Here is a 25,477-nt window from a genome sequence, read left to right on the forward strand (position 1 = left end):
CTTCCCGTTTCCGCACCAGGACTTCATCGATGAGCCGCAGCGTCTTCTGCCAGTACGAACAACGCGAGACCGAAGGCCTCGATTTCGTCCCCTGGCCGGGCGAGATGGGCAAGCGCATTTTCGCCAACATCGGCAAAGCCGCCTGGGCGGCATGGCTGGCCCACCAGACCATGCTCATCAACGAGAACCGGCTGTCGCCGATGGACCCCAAGCATCGCGCCTTCCTCCAGGACGAAATGGAGAAATTCCTGTTCGGCGGCGGCGCCGACAAGCCGGCCGGCTACGTGCCCGAGGCCTGAGCGCCCGCGCCGCCGGACGGCGAATGCGAACGCGCGCGCTGCGAAACTGAGAACTGCTGCGCGTCGCAGGCACGTTCGCGGCACGCCGGCCTTCGTGTTGAATCGGCATTCCGGCCTCGCCGGAATGGCCCGCTCCGGCTCCGCCGGAAGCCCGCCGTACCCGAAGTTCGCTGTCCACACTGCGCAGGAAGGCGGCGTACCGCCGCAGCCGCGGCTGCGTCGCGCTACCGCGCTCCATCACAAGGAGAGTCGAAATGCGTCCGACCAAGAGCAAGCTCGCTTTGATCGCCTTCGCCGCCGGCATGGTGCTGTCGCTGGGCGCCAGCGCGCTGCCCTACCCGAATCCCGGCGAAGGCTACATCCAGCACTACTATTCCGATGCGGCCCGCACCAACCTGGTCGGCGAACGCTCCTACGGCCATTGCGGCGAGGCCTTCGACTGGGGCGAACACACCCGTTACTTCACCCTGACCAAGGTGGTGTGCGGCGACGGTTCGCCGCAGGTCCAGGTTCCCAACTAAGCGGCATCGCCGCGGGCCCGGCGCAGCGCCGGGCCCGCGGCTCAGCTTCGCTCAGTCTTCGTCTTCGATGCCGAACGCGGCCGGATAACGCACCCGCCCGGCCTCGCCGCGCAACGCGCCGGCGACCAGTTCCAGCGCCATGAACGCCTCGCCCGCGAACGGCGACGCCAGCTTGGCCGCAAGCGCCGCGCTGAAGCCGAAGCGCGGGTAGTAGGCCGGATGGCCCAGCACGATGACCGCCTCGAACCTGTCCTGCGCCAACCGCGCCAAGCCTTCGCGCACCAGCGCCGAACCCACCCCGTCGTTCTGCCGGCGCGGATCCACCGCCATCGGCGCCAACGCCACCGCGTCGACCTCGCGGCCGTCGACCTGGGTCGGCAACTCGGTGAACAGGATGTGGCCGACGACTTCGCCGGCTTCCACCGCCACCAGCGACAGCCGCACCGCACCGTCGGCGCGCAGCCGGTCGACCAGATCGGCCTCGTCGGCGCGCCCGAACGCGGCGCAGTTGAGCGCGTGCGTTTGCGCGCGCTGTTCGCGGGTTTCTTCCTCGATCCGCATATCGTCCTCCGGCCCGGCGCCGCGCAGCGCGGAGCCGAACATCAGCAAGCTCAGCATCGTCGTCACCGGTTGTCGAGTTGGGGGCGCACGGTCTGCCGCCCCAGATGGCTGATGCGGTAAGGCTGTCCGTCGAGCGAACAGATCAGACCGCGCCGTTTGAGTTTCTTGAACACCGCCACGGTGCAGTCCGCCAGGCGCAGGCCGTCGCGGTTGTAGCAGTCCACGGCGAGGATGGCCGCGCTGTCGGCGGCACGGCGATGCTGGATGCAGCCGCCTTGAGCCAACGCGTGCAAGACGCGCTGCTCGTACTTGGAAAGATTCATTTGGCAAGTCGGTAGTAGCCGAAACGAACGCGACGGCGCGCACCCGCGTTGCGCGGATGGCGAACTGACTCGACGCGTTACCCACCTTCGTAGAAAACGAAGGTCAGCGGGTGGCCACAATCTCCGACATGCTTCCCTCTTTGGCCGCCGGTCGGCGGGAGTACGGGGAAGCGCACCCTAGTGGGCGCCGGCGCGCGTGTCAACCCGCGCCGGCGCGCGCGACCGCGCACGGACCCGCTTGCGTCGCGCAAGGCGGGTCCGGCGGCCGCGGATTACATCGTCTTGGCCAACGGCTTGCTGTGCTCGTGGTTGCTCTGCGTCTGCGTCTGCGAAGACGACTGCGCGCTGTTCTCGGCGCTGAGGTTGGCGGCCTGGGTCTGGCCGGGCCGGAACACCTCCGCGCCCTGCGTCGAAACCGGCCCGGACACCATCAGCTGCGGGTACTGGAACAGCTTCACCAACTGCATCGCGGCGCGGTCCTTGCCCGGCCCGTCGCCCGGCGCGGTCGCCTCGTTGAGCATGCCGTAGAGCTTGTAGTTCCTGCTCTGGGTCGGATCGACGCTCTTTTCGTCCTTCAGGCCGTAAGCCGCCTTGTACAGGCCCAATTCGACGTTCGCCTTGAGCGCCTCGAGCGAATCGCCCTTCACGAACACGCGCCGGGCGGAGTCGTAGCTGTCCGTCTCGGTGCCGAACTTGCGGCTGAAGGTGCCCGGGGCCGGCGAACCTTCGGCGTAGCTGGCCAGGCCGTCGCTGCCCTCCATGCGCTTTTTGACTTCGTCGATGTTGCCGCCGTGGGTCGGCCGCACCGGATCGCGCAAGGTCAGCAGGCTCAGCCGTTGCACGCCGTCCGACGATTCGTTGACCAGCCTGGGCAGATTGAAGCTGAAGGACTGCGCGTCCTTGGCGATCGCCGAGCCGGTCACCTCCGGCGTCTCGCACAGGTAGCGGGTCGACGACAGCATCTGCTTCTGCATCTGCGGGTTGGTCGCCGGATACACGTTGAAGAACGCGAAATCGTGCGACTTCAGATACCTCGTGTTGTATTCGGAGGTATGCGAAACGCTGTCGGCCTGCGAGTTGTTGTTGGTCAGCGCCTTGGCGAAGTCCTGGACCGCGAGCCGGTCGGAGGTGGCCAGGATATGCCCCGAAATCGCCCGGTTGCTGGCGTGCGAAGCCATGCCCTGCTGATAGCGGTCGCCGACCTCGGCGACGAACGCGTCGATCTTCTTGCCGTAGCTGTCGCTCATGCCGGCGCCCGCGAGCTTTTCCTTGTACCCGGCGATCTCCTCGCGCATCTGCTTGAGGTTCGAACTCGAGATCGCTTCGAGCTTGCCGACCGCGCTCAGGGCGCCGAATCCTTCCTCCAACCGGGCCGGATGGCCGGCCAGCATCGGACTGGCCAACAGCGTCTGCGCATCGCGCTCCTGATCGTGCGGCCGCGCGTATCCGGCATACAGTTTTTCTTCGATCTTGCCGCGATCGAGCCCGCCCTTGATCTGGGTGCCGCGCATCAGCATGCCGGCCATCTTCGCCTGATTGTCGTCATTGAGCCTGTCCACGCCTTGCCCGATGCGGTCGAGCGCGCGCGACATGATTTCCTTCGCCCGCTCCTCGCCCACCTCCTTCGGCGGGAAGTTGAAGCCGACCGCGAGCTTGCCTTTGCTGCCGCACAGCTCGCGGTAATAGGCCTCGCCTTTCAACTCGGTGTTGAGCCATTTCACCGCCGCGTCGCTCTCCCTCTTGGCGGCCTTGACGCCGGAAAAGTAGAAGCCGTGCGCGCCGTCCAAAACGACTTTCAGCTGTTCGCCCGAACTCACTGGACAATCTCCTTATTCGATATCGGCCTGAGCCTGACTCCGGCGCGAGCGCGAGCTGCGCCGAAGGACGAGAAAGATTAGCGAGCAACGGCGCGAGAGTGAGCCCGTCGCGCGCGATCAGTGATGGGGGTCTCAGCCGAAGCGCAGGGACGCAAAACGCTTTGCCGAATGCGGCGATCGGATGCCGCCGTCCTCGCCGGCGGCGACGCGGATCGTCCTGGGTGCGTACGCGATGCCTATCGTGTCGAACGATCCGGCACGGTCACTTCGCGGTCGCGGCCGCGCTGCGCGCGGCACCCGAGCGCTTGTCGCCCAACAGGCGCTTGGCGGGCTCTTCGATCAGGCGATAGGTCAGCAGCGACACCGCAAGCACCAGCGCGATGAAAGCCGGAAAGAACCAACGCTCGGCGACAGGCAGAGTCGCGCCGGTTTGCGCGGTCCACAGATGCAGCGCCAACATCAGCGGAAAATGGGTCAGGTAAATCGAATACGACATCTCGCCGAGCCGCACCATCGGCCCCAGCCTCAGTGCCGCGCGCACGGCGGCGCTACGCACTACCGCAAGAATCAGCGCCGGAAATGCGAGGTAGCAGGTCAGCATGTCGCCCAGATTCGACCACTGTCCGCTGGCCAAGTACCAGCACACGCCCGCCATCAGCGCCACGGCCAGCAGATCCCACGGCCAGCGCGCGCCGGATCCGGGCCCGTTCTCGCCCAGCGCGCGATGCGCCCAGTGCAGCACCACGCCGAAAAAGAACCCCGCCGCGGTGCGGACCACATCGTTGTCGATCCATCCCAGCGCTTTGCTGGAGTTGATCACCCCACGCGCCGCCATCGTCGCCAGCGCGGCCGCCAGCAGCAGCCAGATCAGGCCGCGCGCGATGTTCCTTGGCGCGGCGATGACCGCCAGGAACAGCAGGTTGACGAGGAACTCGGTCGAGATCGACCACGACGGCGCATTGAAAGAAAACCCTTGCTGCAGGCCAGAACTGTTCAGCAGCAGCAAGTTGAGGACGAAGTGATACCCGTCGTTGTACGCATACACGAACGGCGCCTGGCCGAGCGCGCTGAGTCGCCACTGCATCGCCGCGACCGCGCACAGCATCAGCAGGTGCAAGGGATAGATGCGGGCGATGCGGGCGCGCACATTGGCCGCGAAGCGCTGCGCGCGGTCGCCGGTCATGAACGCTCGCGCGAGCACGAAGCCCGACAGGACGAAGAAGAAGTCCACCATCAACATGCCGCGCCCGTAGAACGGCGCCAGCACCGCGCCGAACGGAGCGATGTGATAGGTGTGGACGTAATGCCAGCAGATCACGCCCAGGGCTGCGATCGCACGCAGCGCATCCAGCTCATGGTATCGATGATGCTTCACGTAACCGCCCCGCCTGATCGCGATCGGATTCGCCGCGGCGCGTTCGACGAACGAGCGCCGCCGCACTCGGGCATCGACTCCTGCGCACGTCGTACGCAATAAAACAAAGGGCCTAGCATCGCTGCTAAGCCCTTGTCGAAAATGGTGGCCGGGGAGGGAATTGAACCCCCGACACGGGGATTTTCAATCCCCTGCTCTACCAACTGAGCTACCCGGCCATTTCACGGGCAATCCGTGAGAGAGGCGGCATGATACGGAGGCTGGAGACGGATGGCAAGCCTCCCCTGCGCTGAATGCCGCAAGCCGCCGATGCGGCGGCCACGCGCGGCGGGCGCATGATGGCGGCGCAAGCCCCATCGGCGGCTGCGCCGCCAAAGGAAACCCTCATGAAACCCTTGTTTCTGGACATTCCTCGTCTGCGCGCCGCCAAGCCGGGCCCGCGCTCGCCGGCTTCGCGCACGCACGCTGCGCACTCGCCCGTTGCGCGTCGTTGGATCGCGCCGCTGCTGGCCGCGGCGCTGTCCGCCGTCGTGCTGGCCGGTTGCGCCAGCACCGGTCCCAAGCTCGACGACGCCCAGCGTCTGGCGCTGTACCGCGAGCACGCCGGCGCGCCGGTCGACCGCTTCCAATACTTCGGCCGCCTCGACGGCTGGACGCCGCTCGGCGACAGCGCGCTGGCGGTATGGACCCGACCGAACCAGGCCTACTTGCTGGAACTGCAAGGCCGCTGCCAGGACCTCGACTTCGCCCAGGCGATTTCGGTCAGCAACCAGATGGGCAGCGTGCACCGGCGCTTCGACAAGGTGATCGTGCTCGGCCAGCAGTCGATCAAGATCCCCTGCTTCATCGACCGCATCCTGCCGCTCGACGTCAAGGCGCTCAAACAGGCGCAGAAGGAAATGCGTTCGGCCGGGACCATGCCGGAAGATCCGAAGTCCTGAGCGTCGCCGCCGCGCGCGTTCGCCGATGCGGCGCGCGCCGCTGCGCGGCCGGGCATCGCGGCCGCCGCCCGCACCGTCGCGGCGCAGCGCGCCCGGCCGGCGGGGCCGCCGCCGCAACGACCCGGTCCGCATTCTCCGCGTGACGCTTGTCAGAAAAATCCTACACGCCGCCGCGCCGTCGGCCTACTGCGCCGCCCCCGCGCCGGGCGCAATCTGTGCGGGCCCCGGCAGCACGGCCATGCGACGACACGGACGCCGCTCAGCAAAGGACGAGGCCGCCGCCTTGAGCAAGCGATGCTGCGGAGCTGGGGCCACTGAATAAAGCAGTTGGAGTTGGCGGCAATGCACGGCAAACAGGATGTTGCGCCGACGGTCGGGACGGCCGTTCGGTCGATCCCGCGCAGGATGCGCGGGAGGCGTGCATGAGGGCAGCGATCTGGGTCCAGGATTCGTTCCGCGCGCTGCCGCGCTATCTCCTCGTACTGACCGCCGTCTCGGCGCTGGCGCTGTTGGCCCGAGCGGCGGTCCCTTCTTTCGACGATGCGCGCGCCGCGCGCGCTGCCGCTTCGGCATCGTCGGCCTCGGCGCTGTCCGGTCCGGCACCGCTGACTCCAGCATTGTCCGCTTCCACTTCCGTCTCTGCTCCCGTGTCCACGGCAGTCGCACCTTATCCGGCGCAGATCGCGGCTACTCCGATTCCGGCATTCGCCGCGCACGCCGGCCCGATAGCTGCGTTGCGCCCGGATTCGCACCTGCCGCCGGACTATCTCCGTTACGCCACCGCGACGCAGGCGCCGCTCGCCGAGACGCGTTAGCGGCCGCAGCGGCCGGCCTCTCGAACGGCCGCGACGGCGCCGCAATCGGTTGCGGCCGCTCGACTGCGCTTGCCACGCAAAGCAATGCCCATTGAGCGCTTGCGCCAGCCGCGCATGGCCCGCTTAGCGCTTGCCTCCGCCGCGCAAAATCGTCCGCCGCTTCGCCAGCCTCGCCGCCCCTCTCGCGGTTTGGTCGCCCCGACGAACGCATCGCGTCCGCCTGCCGCGCCGACACCGGCACCGGCACTGGCACCGACACGCGATAACCACCCCATCGCCCACAAAAAAAGACGGGTACCCGCATGTTCCCGGGCACCCGTTCATGACAAGCACTGCACTGCGTCCAGTTCACTCGGAGAGACCGCCCGCAGCGCCGGGGACGCGGCGCCGCGGGCGAAGTGCGGGCGGGGTTCGCCACCCACCCGAACCCGACGCCGGACCGGGCCGCGCGCGCACCCGCCGCGCGCGGCCGGCCGGCAAAAACCCGGCCGACAACCTTGAGCTACCAGGCGTTGGCCACGCCGACCGCTTCGTACGCGTCGACATGGCCGCTGCCGACTTCGAAACGCTGCCTGCCCGCCATCGGATTGGCGGTCTGGCTGAGGATCTGCTTGACCTCCAGCGGCTTCAGCGAAGGCTTGGCCTCGAGCAGCAGCGCGACGATGCCGGCGACGTGCGGCGTCGCCATCGAAGTGCCGCTCATGTGGGTGTAGAACGCCGCGCGCAGGCCGAGCGAGGCGTCCTTCTGCGCGGCCAGCAGCGGCAGCGCGCCGGTCGGCGTGCGGGTCGAGACGATGTCGACGCCGGTGGCGACCAGGGTCGGCTCGTTGACGTAGGTCCAGCCCTGCCCGTCGGGCATGACGAAGCTGCCGCTCTCGCCGGGATTGCCGCGCGAGGAGAAGTCGGCGAGCGTGCCGTCCTTGTTGCCGGCGCCGACCGAGATCACCCACGGCGCCTGCGCGTACGGGTTGTGGGTGTTGGCGCCGGGGCCGTCGTTGCCGGCGGCGAACACGCTGACGATGCCGTTCTTGTAGGCCTCGTAGCTGGCCAGGTTGATCGGATCGGTCGGATCGAACGCGCCGGAGGTGCCCCAGGAATTGGAGATCACCCGGATCGGCGAGGCGAAGCTGTTCTTGTGCGCGATCGCGTAGTCGTAGCCGCCGACCGCGTCGAGGATCGAGATCACCGCGCCGGAGCCGTAGCCGACCAGATCCGCGCCGGTCGCTACGCCGCGGTACAGGCCGCCGGACTGCGCGCCGCTGCCGCCGACGGTGCCGGCGCAATGGGTGCCGTGGCCGGAGCTGAGGTCGGTGTTGAGCTGGTTCTCCAGCACCGTCACCGGCAGGAAATCGAACAGCGAATGCAGGTTGGTCAGCGCCTGCACGTTCTGCACCACGCGCTGGCCGTACCTGAGATCGGCGTGGGTGGCGTCGATGCCCGAATCGTTGACCATCACCGCCACGCCGCGGCCGGTGAACGGCACGGTGCGGCCGAAATCGCCGGGATTGGCCTGTACCCGGTTGACCCCGGACAGCTCGCGCGCTTCCTGGTTGTAGTAGCGCAGCGGCCGGTTCAAGTGGATCGACAGCACGTCGCCGCGCTGCGCCAGCGCGCGCACCTGCGCCGGCGTCGCCAGCGCGCCGGCGATCGGCAGCGCGCGCATGCTCACGCCCTGCTGGATGCCGAGCAGTTTCAGCGCCTGCACCTGAGCCGCGCGCAACGGGCCGGGTTGGTCGTAGGACACCACCACTTCCAGCGGCGCAGCGGCGTCGGCCGTGGCCAGGGCGCGTTCGAGCGCGGCGTCGAGGCGGGCGGCGGCGAGGCTGACGCCGCTGGCGGCCATGCCCAGGGCCAGCGCGGTCAGTTTGAGAAGGGTGCGGCGGTTGCGTTGCATGTCGTGCGTACTCCCCTGGCGATCCCCCGGAACCGGGTGAGCCACCTTGGCCCGGCCGCGCGCGGCGGCGACATCCGGAAGACCGCCCAGCCGGCGTGGGGGAAAACCCCTACAGACCGGCGACCGCCGGCACAGTAGCCTCGGACCGGCAGCGCGCGCTCGCGGCGCCGGCGCGGACGCGGCGTACCGCGCGCGCCGGTTCATGCGGATGCGACGGCTTCCGGGTTACCGTCGCCACGGCCGGGCGCCGCAGCGGCCGCCAGATCCGATCGCCGACCGGATCCGGTTCGGCGCCACACGATCCAGACGCAACAGACGATGCACCGCCGCGACGACGCACAGGGACCAGCACGCCGATGAGCCACACCGAATTCACCCCGTCCGCCAAGCGCGCCGCGCGCCGCCCGTTCCTGCCGCGACTGGCCGCCTGGGTCGCCGCCGCGGCGCTGTCGCTCGGCGCCGGCTCGGCGGCCGCGCAGATTCCGCTGCCGGTGACGGTCGTCGCCGCCGGCGACCATGCCGTCGCGACCGTGCGCCTGCCGTTCTTGCCGGGCTGGCCCGGCCCGATCCTGGCCGAACTCTCGCTCGACTTCGACGACGCCAGCGGGCTCAGCCCGGCCGCGCTCGGCGTGTCGGCGCGCACCGTCAGCCTGTACGACCCGAACCTGATCGCGCGCCTGCCCGACACCGACCTGACCACCGTGCCGGGCAGCCTGCCGCTGCTGGTGACGGTGCAGCCGCCGCTGTCCGGCGGGCTCAGCTTCAAGGGCAGCGGCCGCGCCGAAATCCACACCCATTGGCTGCCTTACGCCGCCGGCACCCGCCTGCGTCTGTTCAAGGCGCCGCTCGGCGGCGCGTTCTACGACGTCACCGACGAAATCGCCGCCGGCAGCGTGCGCGCGCGCGGCACCTACGGCGGGTTCTCGCAGTTCCTGATCCTGGCCGACGCGCGGCCGACGCCGGTGGTGATCGCCTCGAAGCTGCAACGCCTGCGCGAGCGCGTCGACCTGTTGCCGGCGAGCGAACAGCCCGGCTTCGACGCCTTGCTCGACGATGTCGAAACCGCCCTGGCCGTGCCCGACTACGCCGCCGCCCTGGCCGCCGCCGACGCAGTGCGCGCGCGCGCCGTCGCCCGCGGCGGCACCTTCATCGACAACGAGTGGCGGGCTACGCGCACCCATCGCAACGATGCCGGCGAACTCGTCGCCGGCGCGGCGACCTTGCGTTTCAGCCTCGCCTACCTGCGCGACTACGGCCCTTGAGCGCGACCCGGCGCCGGCGCTGCGGCGCCGACGCGGGCGCGGAAGTTCCGCGTAAGATGCGGCCATGCCGGCGCGCCTGATCGTTTACCCGCCCGAAGCCGCAGCCATCAGCCGATGGATCCCAGCCGGTTCGCGCCTGCGCATCGGCCGCGATCCCGCGTGCGAGCTGCGCATCGACCATGCCTCCGTCTCGCGCCAGCACGCCGAACTGGTCCACGACGAAGAAGGCTGGCGGCTGCTCGACCTGGGCAGCAAGAACGGCTCGCACGTCGACGGCATCCAGGTCGCCCAGGCCCTGCTCGACCGCAGCGAAGGTTGGCTGCGTTTCGGCGACGTGCTGTGCGAGTTCTCGCTGCACGACGACGACGACGCCCGCGCCTGGCAGGAACGCGAACGCGAGCGCCGCGCGCTGTCGGCGGCATGGACGCGGCGGCTGGAAGCCGGCGCGGCGCCGGCCACCGTCCTGGGCGTCGCCGACGCGGCCGACGACAACGCCGCCGCCGGCGCCGACCTGGCCGGCGACATCCTGCGCGGCGTGGTCGAACTGGCCGGTTGCAGCCGCGGCTTCGTGCTGCTGGCCCAGGGCGAAGACTTCCTGGTCCAGGCCAGCCTGTCGCTGGAGCACGACGAGCTCAACGCGCGCACCTTCTCCGGCAGCATCGGCGCGGTCCAGCGCTGCCTGCGCGAACGCCAGCCGGTGGTGGTCAACTGGATCGACGACGATCCCTGGCTGGCGCAGCGCTCCTCGGTGGTCACCGGCGGCCTGCAGAGCCTGGTGTGCCTGCCGCTGCTGCACGCCGGCCGCGTGCTCGGCGCGGTCTACGCCGACCGCCGCGGCGCCGGCGAGGCGATCAGCCAGTTCGACATGGAACTGCTCGCCGCCTTCGCCGACAGCGCCGCGCTGTGGCTGCTGGCGCAGCGCGCCTTCGACGCGCTGAAGCCGGCGGCCACGCCGCTGCCGTGGGCCCGCGTAGTCGGCGCGCAGGCCGCCTCGTCGTGAGCGACACCACCGCGACCGGCCTGTACGGTGGCCGCGGACTCGCGCCCGGCAGCCTGCTGGCCGGGCGCTTCCGCATCGAAGCCCTGCTCGGGCTCGGCGGCATGGGCGAGGTCTACCGCGCGTTCGACACCACCCTGGACATCCAGGTCGCGCTGAAACTGCTGCGTCCGGAACTGGCCGCGCGCAGCGACGCGTTCGAACGCTTCCGCCAGGAACTGCTGACCGCGCGCCAGGTGTCGAGCCCGCGCGTGGTGCGCATCCACGACCTGTTCCGCCACGACGGCCAATGGCTGATCGGCATGGACTGGATCGACGGCGAGGCGCTGGACCGGCGCCTGGACCGCGACGGCGCGCTGGCGATCGACGAGGCCGTGCGCATCGCCCGCCAGATCGCCGAAGGCCTGGCCGCGGCGCATGCGCGCGGGGTGATCCATCGCGATCTGAAACCGGCGAACGTGCTGCTCGACCGCAACGGCGATGCGCTGATCGCCGATTTCGGCGTGGCCCGCTCGCTCGCCGGCAGCGGACTCACCCAAACCGGCGCGATCGTCGGCACGCCCGATTATCTTTCGCCGGAACAGGCGCGCGGCGAAGGCGCCGATGCGCGCAGCGACCTGTACGCGCTCGGCCTGATCCTGCACGAGATGCTGAGCGCGCGCATGCCGTTCGCCGGCGGCACCGCCAGCGAAGTGCTGGCCCAGCGCATGCTGCGCACGCCGCCGCCGGTCAGCCGGCTGCGTCCCGATGCGCCGGCGTGGCTGGTGCGCTTGACCGACCGGCTGCTGCGCCCGCAACCGGCGCACCGTTTGCCCGACGCCGCGGCGGTGATCGCGGCGATCGACCGCCGCCAGGTGCCGCGCGACTGGCGGCCGGGGCGGCGTACCTGGATCGCAGTGGCTGGCGCGGCTGCGCTGGCGGCGGTGGCCGCCGGCGTTTGGTCGTTGCGGCCGGCGCCGGCACCGGCCGCCGCGGCCTCGGCGGCCGCTTCGCTTCATGCCGCGACGCCGTTGCGGCGAATGCTGGTCGTGCCGCTCGATACCGCGTCGAACGCTGCGCCCGATTCCCAGCGCGCGCTCGCCGCGCTGCTGCGGCAGACGCTGGCGATGCACGCCTCCGTCGCCGTCGTCGACGACGAACGCAGCCAGCAGGCCTTGCGCCAACTCGACCCCAGCGGCGCCGCGCCGCCGCCGGCGACCCAGCTCGCGCGGCTCGCGCGCGCCGACCGCGTGCTCGCGTTCGCGCTCGCGCCGGCCGGCGCGCGCTGGCGCCTGAGCGCGCGCCTGCACGCCGGCGCCGCCGCGCCGCAGGAGTTCGCAGCCGCAGGCAAGGATCCGGCGCAGGCCTTGGCCGCGCTGCTCGCGCAGCCGCAGCTGTCGGCCGCGCTCGGACTCGCCGGCGCCATCGATGCGGCGCCCTCGCCCGCTGCGCCGGCGTCCGCATCGAACCGAACCACTGCAGCGCAAACCGGCGAACCCGCCGCGCTGGAACCCTACGGCGCCGGCCTGCTCGCGCGCGACCGCGGCGACCTCAGCGCCGCCGTCGCCGCGTTCGAACGCGCCACCGCCGCCGCGCCCGGCTTCGCCGCCGCATGGCTGGCGCTGGCCGAAGCGCGCAACGCCGCCGGCGACGGCGACGGCGCGTATGCCGCGCTCGAAACCGGCGAACGCGCCGCGGCCGGCGACGACGCGATGCGCGCGCGCCTCGCAACCGAACGCGCCGCGCTCGACGGCGACGCCGACGCCGTCGCGGGCTACTGGCGCAAGCGCGCGCAGGCCGCGCCCGACGACAGCTACGCGCAACTGGCGCTGGCGCGCGCGCTCGGCGCCGGCGGCGACGCGGCCGCGGCGATCGCGCAACTGCGCGCGCTGACCGCGCGCGACCCCGACGACCCGCGCGCGTGGTTCGAACTCGGCAAGTTCTCGATCCTGCACGGCCAGGCCCAACCGGCCGTGGACGATTACCTGGTGCGCGCGCTGGTCCAGTACAAGCGCGGCGGCAACCGCTACGGCGAAGGCGAAACCGAGAACGCGCTCGGCATCGGCTACGCCCGCCTCGGCCAGAACGATCACGCGCTCGCCCAATACCGCAACGCGGTGGAACTGCGCCGCGCGGTCGGCAACCGGCGCGGGCTGGCGACCAGCCTGCGCAACCTCGGCAACGTGCTGGCGCTGACCGGCCGCTTCGACGAGGCCGCGCGCAGCCTGCAGCAGGCGCGCGAGCTGTACGCCGCGCTCGACGACCGCCGCGGCCTGGCCGCGGTCGAGAACGAACTCGGCCTGCTGGCCGAAGAACGCGGCGATTACCCGACCGCGCTGGCCGCGTTCCGGCGCGCGCTGGCGGCGTGGCAGCAGGCCGGCGACGCCGCCGGCACCGCCCAGGCGCTCAACGACATCGGCTTCGCCCATTACCAGCTCGGCGCCTACGACGACGCCCAGGCCTATCTGCTGCAGTCGCGCGAGGCCTACGCCAAGCTCGGCGACGACACCGGCAAGGTCCGCACCGCGCAGAACCTCGGCCTGCTGGCGAGCGCGCGCGGGCAATGGCCGCAGGCGCGCGAAGCGCTGCAAAGCTCGCTCGACGCCGCGCTGGCCGCGCAGATGATGGAAGAAGCCGCAGTGAGCCGGCGCAACCTCGGCGAACTGGAGCTGATGCAGGGCCGCATCGGCGCGGCGCTGGCCCAGCTCGACGCCGCCGCCGCGCTGTTCCGCCAGCGCGAGGACGCGCGCGGCCAGGCCGACGTCGGCCTGCTGCGCGCGCAGGCGCTGGCGGCCGCGCACGCCGACGCGCAGGCGCGCGCCGCGCTCGATGCGCTGGCGCCGCAACTGGCGCAGGCTTCGTCGGAACAGCGCGGCATCGCCGCGCTGCTGCGCGCGCAACTCGCGCGCGCCGGCGGCGACCGCAACGGCGAACGCGCCGCGCTGGCGCAGGCGCGGCGCGAGGCCGGGCAATCCGGCGTGCGCCTGCTGCAATTGCAGGTGGCGCTGCAAGGCGCCGACGCCGACGGCAAACTCGCGCCGGCGCTGGAACAAGACATCGCCGCGCTCGGCCACGCCGGCCTGCGCCTGCAGGCTGCCGGCGAACGCATGCGCCTGGCGCTCGCCGCCGGCGACGCCGACGCGGCCTTGCGCGCCTACCGCGACGCGCAGCCGCTGCTGCGCCGCGGCGATCATCTCGAAGCCGCCGCGCTGCACGCGCTGGCCGCGCAGGCGCAGCGCGCGCTGGGCCGCGCGCCCGACGCGGCCGCCAGCGACGCGCGCGCGCTGGCCGAACGCCAGCGCCTGCGCGAGCAACTGCCGCCGGCCTTGCGCGCCGGCTACGACCCGGCCCGCGCCCGCGCCGGCAACGACGCGCCGGCGCCGGCCTCCGCGCCATGAGCGACCCGTCGGAACTGCGCGCGCTGTACCGCGACCTGCTGCAACGCCTGCAGCGCAACGAACGCGAGTTCCGCCGCCTCGGCCGCGCAGTGTGGCGGGTGCAGGAAGACGAACGCCGCCGCATCGCCCGCGAACTGCACGACGGCGTCGGCCAGAACCTGACCGCGCTGAAGCTGCGCCTGCACGAACTGCAATCCGCGCTGGCCCCGGAGCAGACCGCGCTACACGACGGCCTGGCCCAGGCGCTGGCGCTGTGCGGCGACACCCTGGAAGACACGCGCGAACTCTCGCGCCTGCTGCGCCCGCCGATCCTCGACGACCTCGGCCTCGCCTCCGCGCTGCGCTGGCTCGCGCGCAGCCACGACGGCCGCGGCGGCGCGCGGGTCGAACTGGCGCTGGGCGAGTTGCCCGAGCTCGACGGCGAGTTGCAGACGCTGCTGTTCCGCACCGCACAAGAAGCGCTGGCGAACGCGTCGCGCCACGCTAACGCGCAGCAGATCCGACTGAGCCTGCAACGCCAAGGCGAAGAACTGCGGCTGCAAGTCCACGACGACGGCTGCGGCTGCGATCCGGCCGTGGCCCTGGCCAGCGGCGGCAACGGCCTGGGCGGCATGCGCGAACGCCTGCGCCTGTACGGCGGCCGCCTCGAACTCGACAGCGCGCCCGGCCAAGGGCTGCGCCTGAGCGCGCGCGTGCCGCTCGATTACGCCTGAGCGCGCCGCGCGGCTTGACGCCCCGCGCCCGCGCCGCGCACCCTGCGGCCATGCCCGACTCCAGCGTGCGCGTGCTCATCGCCGACGATCACACGATGGTTCGCGAGAGCCTCGCCAACCTGCTGCGCGGCGCCGGCGTCGACGTGGTCGCGCAGGCCGCCGACGGCGTGGAAACCTTGCAGCGCACCCAGGAACTGCGCCCCGACGTCGTCGTCACCGACTTGTCGATGCCTGGCCTCAACGGCCTGGAAGTGATCCGCCGCCTGCGCGAACAAGCGCAGCCGCCGCAGGTGCTGGTGCTGACCATGCACCAGGAAGACGAATACATCCTGCAGGCCGTGCGCGCCGGCGCCAGCGGCTATGTGGTCAAGGACAGCCCGGCCGCGGAGCTGCTGGCCGCGGTGCGCGAAGTCCATGCCGGCCGCGGCTATTTCGGCCCGCAGGCCGCGCGCGCGCTGGCCGAGCAACTGCGCCATCCCGAGCGCGACCTCGGCGATCCCTACGGCCGCCTGACCGCGCGCGAACGCGAAGTGTTCCACCTGATCGCCGACGGCCTGACCACCAAGGAAATCGCCCGGCGCCTGGGCATCAGCGTCAAGACCGCCGAGAACCACCGCGCCCGCGTGCTCGACAAGCTCGACGTACGCAACAGCGCGGAGCTGGTGCGTTATGCCTCGCGCAAGGGCCTGGTGGACTGAGGCGATCGCGGCGCGTGCGTTCGCGCCGCGCGCGTCGGACGGCGGCGTTTGAAACGCACCGCACGGCATCCGGCGCCCGCGACGATTCGCTTGCGCCGGCGCGCTTGAAACGCCGCCGGCGCGCCGCGCCGCCGACGTGGCCGCCCGCCTGAACCGGGCTCACGCAACCGCGTCGCGCGCGACGGCGCACCGCCGCTGCGGCCGCATCCGGCGGCGAGCGCGAGCGCCAGCCCGCTCCCACGCCGACCGCCGCCACAAAACCGCCATCGCGGCCCCTGACCGCCTCACCATTCGCCGTAGTATCCTCGGCCTCCCAACAAGCGTTTGATGGAGCGGCGGCATGAAGGCAGGGGTCTGGGTGCGGGTAGTCGGCGCGGCGTTGCTGCTGGCCTCGCTGGTGGCATGCAAATCCGGTCCGGTGCGGCGCGTGTCCGAGCCGGCCGCGCGCATCCAACAGCTCACGGTCAAGGCCGACGGCAGCTGGTCGGTCGATCTGCGGCTGGAGAACTTCAGCAGCATCCCGATGCAGTTCGACCGCGTCGACCTGCAGCTCAAGCTCGGCGAAGAAGCCGCCGGCCAGTTGCAGACCCAGCCGGGCCTGTCGATCGGCCCGGAATCGGCCGACGTGGTCACCATCGCGCTCAAGCCCGCCGGCGGCGCCAAGCTCGCCATCGCCGATGCCCTCGCCGGCGGCCGCAGCCTCGCCTACAGCCTCAAGGGCGACATCGCCGCCACCCCGAGCGAAGCCAAGCAGCGCACCTTCCAGATCGAGCGCAGCAGCGCGCTGAGCCCGGCGCCCGGGTTGCCCGGCGTGATGCGCTGAAGCCGGGATTCGGGATTCGGGATTTGGGATTCGCAACGAAGCGACGCCCGGCCCCGCCCCTTCGTCCTCTCCATCCAATTCCCAATCCCTAATCCCCAATCCCGAATCCCGCCCATGAGCACCTACAAAGCCCCCCTCACCGACATGCGTTTCGTCCTGTTCGACCTGCTCGGCGCCGAAGCGCAGTTCCAGCGCCTGGGTTACGCCGACGCCACCCGCGACGTGCTCGATGCGGTGCTCGAGGAAGGCGCGCGCTTCAACGAAAGCGTGCTCGCGCCGCTCAACGCGGTCGGCGACCAGATCGGCTGCAAGCACGACAAGGCGACCGGCGCGGTGACCACGCCGCCGGGCTTCAAGCAGGCCTACGACCAGTTCGTCGACGGCGGCTGGTCCGGCCTCACCGCCGAAACCAAGTTCGGCGGCCAGGGCCTGCCGCACGCGGCCGGCGTGCCGCTGAAGGAAATGATCGACGCGGCGAACCTGGCCTGGGGCAACTTCCCGCTGCTCTCGCACGGCGCCACCGAAGCGCTGCTGCACCACGGCGAAGAATGGCAACAAGAAGTGTTCCTCAAGCCGCTGGTGGAAGGCCGCTGGACCGGCACCATGTGCCTCACCGAACCGCATTGCGGCACCGACCTGGGCCTGCTCAAGACCAAGGCCGAACCGCAGGCCGACGGCACGTATTCGATCAGCGGCACCAAGATCTTCATCACCGCCGGCGAGCACGACCTCACCGACAACATCATCCACCTGGTGCTCGCGCGCCTGCCGGACGCGCCGGCCGGCAGCAAGGGCATTTCCTTGTTCATCGTGCCGAAGGTCAAGGTCGCGCGCGACGGCAGCGTCGGCGAGGCCAACGCGGTGCGTTGCGGCAGCCTCGAACACAAGATGGGCATCCACGGCTCGGCGACCTGCGTGATGAACTTCGACGGCGCCCAGGGCTATCTGATCGGGCAGCCGAACAAGGGCCTGATGGCGATGTTTACGATGATGAACACCGCCCGCCTCGCGGTCGGCCTGCAAGGCCTGGGCCTGTCCGACCGCGCACTGCAGAACGCGCTGCGCTACTCGCGCGACCGTTTGCAGATGCGCGCGCTGTCGGGCCCGAAGTTCCCGCAATTGCCGGCCGACCCGATCATCGTCCACCCCGACGTGCGGCGCATGCTGCTGACCTGCAAGGCGCTGGTCGAAGGCGGCCGGGCGATGGGCTACGACGCCGCGCTGCTGGTCGACATCGCCCACGGCTCGGCGGACGCGAAGGAACGCGCCGACGCCGATGCGCTGATCGGCTTCATGACCCCGATCGTCAAGGCCTGCCTCACCGAGTGGGGCGTGGAGTGCACCTACAACGCGCTGCAATGCTTCGGCGGCCACGGCTACATCGCCGAGCACGGCATGGAGCAGCTCGCCCGCGACGCGCGCATCACCACCTTGTACGAAGGCACCACCGGCATCCAGGCGCTGGACCTGCTCGGGCGCAAGGTCATGCAGCTGCAAGGCGCGGGCCTGCAGGCGATGCTGGCCAAGATCGAAGCGTTCTGCGCCGAAAACGAAAGCAACCCGGCCGCGGCCGAGTTCGTCGCGCCGCTGCGCCAGGCCGCCGGCGAATGGCTGCAGGTGACAATGTCGGTCGGCAAGCGCGCCGCGGCCAACGCCGACGAAGTCGGCGCGGCGGCGTACGACTACCTGTTCTATTCGGGCTATGTCTGCCTGGCCTATTGGTGGGCGCGCAGCGTCGCCGCGGCCGAGGCCTCCGGCCACAGCCAGGCGTTCAAGGACGCCAAGCGCGAAACCGCGCGTTTCTACTTCGCCCGCCTGCTGCCGCGCACCCAGGCGCACAAGGCCGCGATCGACAGCGGCACCGCGCCGCTGATGACGCTGACGGCGGAAGGCTTCGACGCCTAACGGGTTGCGAACGTGCAGGAGCGGGCGGCTGCGGCGCTCGCTCCTGCACGCTCCTCGGCCCGCACCGACCGCTCAGGCCCTGACCGGCGGCCACCCCGTCTACACAAAATGTAACCGACAAGGTATAAGCTCCTTCTCCGTATGGAGACCGATAGAGCGAAGATCCGCCTGGTCCGCACCGGAACCCACGCTGAAATGCTTCAGCGTGAGCCGGAAGTCTCCGGTGTCGGCGAAGCCTATTCGCCCTGGACCGGGCCGCGCGCAGTGCCGCGCAACCCCTTGGAACGCCTGAACTCGGTGCGATTGCTCGCGCTCGATGCGCACGGGCGCGTGCTCGACTGGATGAACTGGCAAGACGCCGCCTGCCTGTACGCGCGCGGCGCGGTCGCCTGGACCCTCGGCGAACCCTGCCTGCAGGTGCACGGCGGCATCAACCGCTTCACCGGCGAGCGCAGCGTGCTGGAACTGCATCCGATCGTCGCCGCGCGCGGCCACGCGCGCCCCGGCGCGCTCGACCCGACCCCGGCGCTGACCAACGCCGCGCTGTTCGCGCGCGACGGCCACCTGTGCATGTACTGCGGCCACGACTTCCACCGCCCGCACCTGACCCGCGACCACGTCGTGCCGGTGTCCAAGGGCGGCCGCGACATCTGGGAGAACGTGGTCGCCGCGTGCTTCGGCTGCAATTCGCGCAAGGGCAACCGCACCCCGCAGCAGGCCGGCATGCCGCTGCTGGCGGTGCCGTACCGGCCGAGCTGGGTCGAGCACCTGATCCTGTCGAACAGGAACATCCTCGCCGACCAGATGGCGTTCCTGAAGAACCAGCTGCCGAAGAACGCGCGCATCCACGGCTAGAAGCCGTGAGCGCGGTCGCAGTATCGCGGCCTGTGCCCCATGGAATGTGCCGAAGTGCGCGCATAAGCGACGCGTTGCGCTCGTTGACGACGTTACGGTCGTCCCGGACACTCGTCGCCATCGACTTACGGACACATTCGCGATGCCTTTGACCCTCGGTCTGACCGGTATGGACCCGGCGACGGAGTCTGCCCTGCAGACCGCTTTCAAGGTGGCCAACACCCGTCTCGGCGGCCGTTGGACCCTGGTTCCGGAGCCGCAGGCCGATTTCGTCGTGGTCGACATGGACAGCATGTACGGACCGATGAGCTGGCTGCGCCTGCACGCTGCGGGCAAGTCGGTGATCGCCCTGACCGCGGCCCAGCGCACCCAGGCCGACTTCCTGCTCGGCCATCCCTTCAGCGCCGACTCGATCGCCGCCTTGCTCGGCGAGATCGCCGGCGAGCCGGTCGCCGCCGCTGCCGCGGCGCCGGCCGCGCCCAAGCCGGTCGAGATTCCGCAGCAGCCGCGCACCGATCCCACCGCGGCGCTGCCGGACGTGGTGGTGGAACTGCTGCAGACCGACCTGGCCCAGGCCAAGGCCGCCGCGCCGTTCGCGCCGGCGGCGAGCGTCGCCGCTGCGGCGCCGGCCGCTGCCGCGCCGGCCTCTGTTCCGGCCGCCGCCGCGCCCGCGCCGGCCCCTGTCGCATCGGCACCGGCGCCCGCCGCCGCACCCGTCGCGGCAGCCCCGATCCAATCGCCCGCCGCCCCCGCCGCCAGCGTCACCGCCAACGGCGACGGCCTGCTCGACTGGCTGGTGCCCGGCCGCCTGCGCGGCCTGCTGCGCGTGGGCAGCGGCGAGGAACGCCTGCTGATCGACACCGAACAGCGCCGCTACCACGGCCCGGGCGCGCTCAAGCCGCTGTCCGGCCTGTTCGAGCGCGGCTTCGCCGCGTCCGAATTCGAACTGCTGCCGGTCGCGCAGTGGGACGCCGCCGCCGCGCAGATGGGCGCGCCGATGCCGCTGGCGCGGCTGGTGTGGTTCGGCAACCTGCTCGCCGGCCGCGGCCGTCTGGCCCCGGGCTACGACGCCGCGCGCCGCTACCGCATGACCAAGTGGCCGCAGACCGAGCGCGAATACCCCAAGCACTTCCGCATCGCCACGGTGATGATGAAGGGCCCGGCGCACCTGGCCGAGATCGCCGAAGCCAGCGGCGTGACCGAGGCCGAGGTTGCCGATTTCATCAACGCCAACCTCGCCACCGGCTTCGCCGAGGCCGAGGGCGACCCGCCGCCGGCCGAACAGGCCAAGTCCGGCGGCCTGTTCGGGCGTCTGCGCGGGCGCTGAGCGGCTGCGACCGGGCGTCGCGGGCGTTGCGGCGCCCGGGCGCCGCAACAGCGCCGAACGCGCGCCAACGCCGCGCAACGGCGGCGAACGGCGTTGTGACCCGGTTCGCGCCGGGAACTGACCCAATCTGGCCGACCGCACTGAGCTGAACCCAGAATCGTCACACTTCTTGCCCGCCTCACACGTCGGCGGGACAATGTTCGACCAGCTGAACGCCAGTGGTCGTAATGATCGATTCGCAGCGCTACCCGCGTCTTTCCCGCATCCAGGTCCCCGCCGACCTGCGCCGCTTTCCCGAGGAGGAACTGCCGGCGATCGCCGAGGAACTGCGCGCCTATTTGATCGAGCAGGTCGCCCTGGTCGGCGGCCATTTCGGCGCCGGGCTCGGCGTGATCGAGCTGACCGTCGCCCTGCACTGGCTGTACGACACGCCCGTCGACCGGCTGGTGTGGGACGTCGGCCACCAGAGCTATCCGCACAAGATCCTGACCGGCCGCCGCGACCGCATCCACACGGTCAAGCAGAAGGACGGCGTCGCGCCGTTCCCGAACCGCGAGGAATCCGAGTACGACACCCTCGGCGTCGGCCACAGCTCGACCTCGATCTCGGCCGCGCTCGGCATGGCGGTGGCGGCGCAGCGCCGCGGCGACGACCGCAAGGTGGTCGCGGTGATCGGCGACGGCGCGATGACCGCCGGCATGGCGTTCGAAGCGCTGGCCCACGCCGGCGGCATGAGCGACCCGGAGCCGAACCTGCTGGTGATCCTCAACGACAACCAGATGTCGATTTCCGAGAACGTCGGCGGCGTCACCAAGATGCTCGGCCGGCTCACCAGCAGCCGCACCCTCAACGCGATCCGCGAAGGCGGCAAGAAGCTGCTCGGCGACAAGCGCAAGCCGGCGGCCAAGTTCGTGCGCCGCTGGGAGGAGCACTGGAAGGGCATGTTCGTGCCCTCGACCTTCTTCGAGGAAGTCGGCTTCCACTACACCGGACCGATCGACGGCCACGACCTGTCGGCGCTGCTGCACGCGATGAAGACGCTCAAGGGCCTCAAGGGCCCGCAGCTGCTGCACATCATCACCACCAAGGGCAAAGGCTACGAGCTCGCCGAGGGCGACCAGATCGGTTACCACGCGGTCGGCCCGTTCGATCCCGAGAAAGGCCTGATCAGCAAGCCCGGCGCGAAGAAGCCGACCTACACCGACATCTTCAGCGACTGGCTGTGCGACATGGCCGCCGCCGACGAGCGCCTGATGGGCATCACCCCGGCGATGCGCGAAGGCTCGGGCCTGGTGCGCTTCAGCAAGGAATACCCGCAGCGCTACTTCGACGTGGCGATCGCCGAGCAGCATGCGGTCACGCTCGGCGCCGGCATGGCGATCGAAGGCGCCAAGCCCGTGGTGGCGATCTACTCGACCTTCCTGCAGCGCGGCTACGACCAGCTCGTGCACGACGTGGCGATCCAGAACCTCGACGTGCTGTTCGCGATCGACCGCGGCGGCGTGGTCGGCCCCGACGGCGCCACCCACGCCGGCAACCTCGACCTGTCCTATCTGCGCTGCGTACCGAACATGGTCGTGATGGCGCCGGCCGACGAGGACGAGTGCCGCAAGATGCTGTCGACCGGTTTCCAGTACCACGGCCCGGCCGCGGTGCGTTATCCGCGCGGCACCGGCCCCGGCGTCGCGATCCAGCCCGACCTCGACACCCTGCCGATCGGCAAGGCGGAGCTGCGCCGCAGCGGCCAGCGCGTCGCCCTGCTCGCGTTCGGCGCGATCGTGCCGGCGGCCGAACAGGTCGCCGCCGAGCTCGGCCTGACCCTGGTCAACATGCGCTTCGTCAAACCGCTGGACCGCGCGCTGATCCTGGAACTGGCCAAGAGCCACGAAGGCCTGGTGACGCTGGAAGACAACGTCGTCGCCGGCGGCGCCGGCAGCGGCGTGTCCGAGCTGCTGAGCGCCGAGGGCATCGTGTTGCCGGTGCTGCACCTGGGTTTGCCGGACGCGTTCCAGCATCACGCCAGCCGCGAGCAGTTGCTGGCCGAAGCCGGTTTGGACGCGGCGTCGATCCGCGCCAGCGTGCTCAAGCGCTGGCCGCAGTTGGCGGCGCAGCCGGCGCCGCAGTCTGCGGCGGGGTGAAAGAACTGCGTCGCGAATAACGAAAACGCCCGGCTCGATGCCGGGCGTTTTCGTTTTGATGAGTTTGCAGGTCGCCGTTGCGAATCCGTCGGCGACATTCGTCGTAGTTGCGTTGTCGCGGTCGCGGCTCGCGCCGCTCCTACAGGGGATTCGTTTGCGACTGCAGGAGCGGCGCGAGCCGCGACCGCGCCATACCGATTACCGCGAACGCCGCATTGCGCTCAGCCGACCCAGAACGGCATCGCCACGAACGCGCTGACCAATGCCGCCACCGCGACCTTGGCGCTCGCCTTCGGCGCCATCGTCATCAGCAAGGTCCACGCCAGCGCCGACACGATCAGCGCCGCGGTCCAGAAGATCGGCCCCTGCGCCCAGCCCCAGCCGTACGCGAACAGGCCGAAGTCCAGCGCCAGCAAGGCCCAGCCGGCGCCGCGCAGGACGCGCGCGCGAGCCGGGCGGAACGCGCCGGCGAACACCTGCTGATGGTGCTTTTCCAATCCCAGGCTCAGCAGGCACCACGCCGCCAGCGCCAGACACAATCCCAACCACAGCATGCGCGCGCTCCTCAGCGATCGGCCAGCGCCGGCGCGCCGCCGGCAGGGGTGTCGCCCGCGGGCGTGTCGGTCGCCGCGCCGGCGCGCTCGCGCCGCGGCTTGCGTTCGGGCGCCGGCTGGCGCGCCTTGGCGAAGCTGCGCCGCGCCAGCAGGGCGAAGCCCAGCGCCAGCGCGAACGCGGTCAGGTCGACCGCGGCCAGCGACCAGTCGCCGCGGCCGAGGGCCGCGAGCAGGTGGCTGTTCGGCGCGGTGGCGAAATTGACCAGCGGGATCAGCGCGAACGCGACCGCGTTGAGGGCGAAGAACTGGCCCCAGCCGCGCTTGTGCACCGCCGGAATCGCGGCGTACAGGGTCGCGGCGATCCACACCGCGCAGAACACCGTGATCTCGGCGTTCGAACGCGCCGCGGCGTCGGCGGGAATCAACCGATTCGCGATCACCATCGCCGTGCTCGCCAACGGCAGGCCGCCGACCACGCCGAGGTTCAGCGCCTGCACCAGCCCGTAGCCCGACAGGCTGCCGGCTTCGGCGATCTTCTTGGCGCGCTTGTTGACCCACACCTGCATGCCGCTGGCGATCATCACGCAGCCGGCGATGCCCATGACGAAGTACAGCCAGCGCAGCGCGCTGCCGCCCCACTGCGCCATGTGCATGCCGCCGATGAAGGTATAGGTCTTGTAGCCGGCCGCCATCGGCCCGCTGATGTGCAGGAAGCGGCCGTCGTTGGCGTCGTAGAACACCTGGCGGAAGTTCCAGGCCACGTCCTGGCTGTGGTCGCCGCCGAAGGAGATCGTCGCGCTGGTGTCGTCGGGATGGTGCACGCTGGCCCAGGTCACCGGCTGGCCCAGGCGCGCGCGCGCGTCGGCGATCAGCGCGTCGAGCGAGTGGATCGTCTTCAGCGGCTTGTGGGTTTCCGGCCGCTCGTAGCTGTCGGAGGCTTCGACGAAGAACTTCTCGACGTCGCCGTTGAACGCCGTGTACAGCCCCGCCGGCATGTAGTTGGCGACGAAGATCGCAACGCCGGTGTAGGCGATCATCAGATGGAACGGCAGGCCGAGCACGCCGGTGAGGTTGTGCCCGTCGAGCCACGCGCGCTGGCCGCCGTTCTTCGGGCGGAAGGTGAAGAAGTCCTTGAAGATGCGCTTGTGGATCACGATGCCGGTGAGGATCGCGATCAGCATGAACATGCCGGCGACGCCGACGATGTACATGCCCCAGGTCGGCGAATGCAGGTTGAAGTGCAGGGTGAAGAAGAATTCGCCGCCGGCGGTTTCCGGGATCTTGGCGCCGGTGGTCGGGTCCAGGCTCAGCAGGTCGGGATCGCCGGCGTCGTAGTACACGCCGCCTTCCAGCGACTTGCTGCGCTCGCCCGGCAGGGTGATGTAGTAGGCGTGCGGATGTTCCTTCGCCACCTTCTGCAACTGCGCCACCGCCGCGTCCAGGCTGACGCTGTCGGCGCTGCGCTCGTGGCCGTGCAGCGCGGGCTGCATCCAGTGGGTCAGTTCCTTGTCGAAGCAGGCGATGGTGCCGCCGACGAAGATCACGAACAGCAGCCAGCCGATCACCAGACCGGCCCAGGTGTGCAGCCATGCCATCGCTTGCGAGAAAGTGTTCTTCATTGTCGTGTCACCTCACATCGCCGCCGGCGCTGCGCCGGGGAACAGCGCCAGCGCGCCGCACAGCTTGGCCGCCCACAGTAACAGCGCGGCGGTCAGCGCCGGCGCCCAGCACGCGCGCCAGGCGCTGCGCGCGGCGAAGGCGTACATCGCCGCCGCGCACCAGACGAAAAAGCTCAGCAGGCTCGCGGTCACCACCGCATCGACCCGCGAGAACGGCAGCACCAGGCTGAAGAACGCGGCGAAGCCGTAGGCGACGAAGTAACCGATCACGATCGCGGCGAACGCGCGCACCGCGACTTCGCCGCGGTAGCGCCACGACAGCTTCGCGCGCGGCTTGCGCGCCGGCGCGGCGGCGCGCGGATCGAGGCCGGCGCGGGCGGCGGCCGGAGGGGCGGAGCTTTGCGTCATTGCGGGCTTCGGGTCGTGAATGCGGCCGGCGGCGTCCTGCCGGGGACCGGATCGGATGGAACGGGCGACGGGCGGGGCGTGCTGGGTTGGGCAGAACGCGCCCGCGCCGGACGGGCCGGCGCGCCCAGTCTAGTTGGCAATGGTTCTCATTTGCAAACCAAATGCGGCGATCGAGTCGCCACACCGCCACCGCGAATACGCCAGAGCGTGTTACAGATGCGCACACCGGCGATGCGGCGTACCGGCTACGATCCG

22 protein-coding genes and 1 tRNA gene are annotated in these 25,477 nt (G+C 70.7%); 14 read left to right on the forward strand and 9 right to left on the reverse strand.

Translation table 11 applies throughout. The features are described from left to right. Positions 1 to 29: 29 nt before the first annotated feature. Both JHW38_RS08530 and JHW38_RS08535 read left to right on the forward strand, forming a co-directional pair. Positions 30 to 299 (forward strand): oxidative damage protection protein, encoded by a 270-nt coding sequence (locus JHW38_RS08530; protein WP_207525534.1) that lies wholly within the window; start codon positions 30 to 32, stop codon positions 297 to 299. A 254-nt stretch (positions 300 to 553) separates the two neighbouring features. Next, complete coding sequence (locus tag JHW38_RS08535; protein ID WP_207525535.1) at positions 554 to 820, forward strand: hypothetical protein; 267 nt, start codon at positions 554 to 556, stop codon at positions 818 to 820. Between the two features lie 51 nt (positions 821 to 871). Here JHW38_RS08535 and JHW38_RS08540 read toward each other — a convergent pair whose 3' ends face one another. The 5 genes from JHW38_RS08540 to JHW38_RS08560 form a co-directional block, all read right to left on the reverse strand. Continuing rightward, a complete protein-coding gene (locus JHW38_RS08540; protein ID WP_207525536.1) occupies positions 872 to 1,438 on the reverse strand; it encodes a GNAT family N-acetyltransferase in 567 nt (188 codons plus the stop codon). A 5-nt stretch (positions 1,439 to 1,443) separates the two neighbouring features. After that, the gene (locus JHW38_RS08545) at positions 1,444 to 1,704 is read right to left on the reverse strand and encodes a YjhX family toxin (protein ID WP_207525537.1); all 261 of its coding nucleotides are present in this window, start codon (positions 1,702 to 1,704) and stop codon (positions 1,444 to 1,446) included. 272 nt (positions 1,705 to 1,976) lie between these two features. After that, complete coding sequence (locus tag JHW38_RS08550; RefSeq protein WP_207525538.1) at positions 1,977 to 3,521, reverse strand: hypothetical protein; 1,545 nt, start codon at positions 3,519 to 3,521, stop codon at positions 1,977 to 1,979. 262 nt (positions 3,522 to 3,783) lie between these two features. Next, a complete protein-coding gene (locus JHW38_RS08555) occupies positions 3,784 to 4,962 on the reverse strand; it encodes an acyltransferase family protein (protein WP_207525539.1) in 1,179 nt (392 codons plus the stop codon). Between the two features lie 76 nt (positions 4,963 to 5,038). Continuing rightward, positions 5,039 to 5,114 (reverse strand) — tRNA-Phe (locus JHW38_RS08560). A 168-nt stretch (positions 5,115 to 5,282) separates the two neighbouring features. Between JHW38_RS08560 and JHW38_RS08565 the strand changes: the two genes are divergently transcribed. Both JHW38_RS08565 and JHW38_RS08570 read left to right on the forward strand, forming a co-directional pair. After that, a complete protein-coding gene (locus JHW38_RS08565; RefSeq protein WP_428995293.1) occupies positions 5,283 to 5,837 on the forward strand; it encodes a DUF6491 family protein in 555 nt (184 codons plus the stop codon). Between the two features lie 422 nt (positions 5,838 to 6,259). Next, entirely contained in the window at positions 6,260 to 6,652 is a 393-nt protein-coding gene (locus JHW38_RS08570) for a hypothetical protein (protein ID WP_207525540.1), read from the forward strand. Between the two features lie 502 nt (positions 6,653 to 7,154). Here JHW38_RS08570 and JHW38_RS08575 read toward each other — a convergent pair. Further along, complete coding sequence (locus JHW38_RS08575; protein WP_242691272.1) at positions 7,155 to 8,546, reverse strand: S8 family serine peptidase; 1,392 nt, start codon at positions 8,544 to 8,546, stop codon at positions 7,155 to 7,157. A 356-nt stretch (positions 8,547 to 8,902) separates the two neighbouring features. Here JHW38_RS08575 and JHW38_RS08580 point away from each other — a divergent pair, with 356 nt between their 5' ends. From JHW38_RS08580 to dxs, 10 genes are all read left to right on the forward strand, one after another. After that, a complete protein-coding gene (locus JHW38_RS08580) occupies positions 8,903 to 9,808 on the forward strand; it encodes a DUF6689 family protein (protein ID WP_242691275.1) in 906 nt (301 codons plus the stop codon). A 64-nt stretch (positions 9,809 to 9,872) separates the two neighbouring features. Then, on the forward strand, positions 9,873 to 10,808 hold the full coding sequence (locus tag JHW38_RS08585) for a GAF domain-containing protein (RefSeq protein ID WP_207525541.1): 936 nt from the start codon (positions 9,873 to 9,875) through the stop codon (positions 10,806 to 10,808). Continuing rightward, on the forward strand, positions 10,805 to 14,182 hold the full coding sequence (locus JHW38_RS08590) for a serine/threonine-protein kinase (protein WP_242691276.1): 3,378 nt from the start codon (positions 10,805 to 10,807) through the stop codon (positions 14,180 to 14,182). The genes JHW38_RS08585 and JHW38_RS08590 overlap by 4 nt, the downstream gene beginning before the upstream one ends. Then, positions 14,179 to 14,895: a sensor histidine kinase gene (locus tag JHW38_RS08595; RefSeq protein WP_207525543.1), complete on the forward strand. Its 717-nt coding sequence runs from the start codon at positions 14,179 to 14,181 to the stop codon at positions 14,893 to 14,895. The genes JHW38_RS08590 and JHW38_RS08595 overlap by 4 nt, the downstream gene beginning before the upstream one ends. Positions 14,896 to 14,945: 50 nt before the next feature. Continuing rightward, the gene (locus JHW38_RS08600) at positions 14,946 to 15,593 is read left to right on the forward strand and encodes a response regulator (protein WP_207525544.1); all 648 of its coding nucleotides are present in this window, start codon (positions 14,946 to 14,948) and stop codon (positions 15,591 to 15,593) included. 340 nt (positions 15,594 to 15,933) lie between these two features. Next, positions 15,934 to 16,416 carry an LEA type 2 family protein gene (locus tag JHW38_RS08605; protein WP_207525545.1) on the forward strand — a complete coding sequence of 161 codons (483 nt, stop codon included), beginning with the start codon at positions 15,934 to 15,936 and terminating at the stop codon, positions 16,414 to 16,416. Between the two features lie 114 nt (positions 16,417 to 16,530). Beyond that, entirely contained in the window at positions 16,531 to 18,321 is a 1,791-nt protein-coding gene (locus JHW38_RS08610; protein WP_207525546.1) for an acyl-CoA dehydrogenase C-terminal domain-containing protein, read from the forward strand. A gap of 342 nt (positions 18,322 to 18,663) precedes the next feature. Continuing rightward, positions 18,664 to 19,176, forward strand: a complete 513-nt coding sequence (locus JHW38_RS08615) for an HNH endonuclease (protein ID WP_343225452.1) — start codon at positions 18,664 to 18,666, stop codon at positions 19,174 to 19,176. A 142-nt stretch (positions 19,177 to 19,318) separates the two neighbouring features. Continuing rightward, positions 19,319 to 20,503, forward strand: coding sequence for a hypothetical protein (locus JHW38_RS08620; RefSeq protein WP_207525548.1), 1,185 nt, complete (start codon positions 19,319 to 19,321; stop codon positions 20,501 to 20,503). A gap of 227 nt (positions 20,504 to 20,730) precedes the next feature. Further along, positions 20,731 to 22,641 (forward strand): 1-deoxy-D-xylulose-5-phosphate synthase, encoded by a 1,911-nt coding sequence (gene dxs, locus JHW38_RS08625; protein WP_207525549.1) that lies wholly within the window; start codon positions 20,731 to 20,733, stop codon positions 22,639 to 22,641. Positions 22,642 to 22,862: 221 nt separating this feature from the next. On the opposite strand, the gene JHW38_RS08630 is transcribed toward dxs, so the two are convergent. From JHW38_RS08630 to JHW38_RS08640, 3 genes are read right to left on the reverse strand one after another with little or no spacing between them, the layout of a single operon-like run. Further along, positions 22,863 to 23,195, reverse strand: coding sequence for a DUF3325 domain-containing protein (locus JHW38_RS08630; protein WP_207525550.1), 333 nt, complete (start codon positions 23,193 to 23,195; stop codon positions 22,863 to 22,865). Positions 23,196 to 23,206: 11 nt separating this feature from the next. Continuing rightward, positions 23,207 to 24,814: a PepSY-associated TM helix domain-containing protein gene (locus JHW38_RS08635; protein ID WP_207525551.1), complete on the reverse strand. Its 1,608-nt coding sequence runs from the start codon at positions 24,812 to 24,814 to the stop codon at positions 23,207 to 23,209. A 12-nt stretch (positions 24,815 to 24,826) separates the two neighbouring features. After that, on the reverse strand, positions 24,827 to 25,222 hold the full coding sequence (locus JHW38_RS08640) for a hypothetical protein (protein ID WP_207525552.1): 396 nt from the start codon (positions 25,220 to 25,222) through the stop codon (positions 24,827 to 24,829). Positions 25,223 to 25,477 lie beyond the last annotated feature (255 nt).

Source organism: Lysobacter enzymogenes (assembly GCF_017355525.1).
GTDB lineage: Bacteria > Pseudomonadota > Gammaproteobacteria > Xanthomonadales > Xanthomonadaceae > Lysobacter > Lysobacter enzymogenes_C.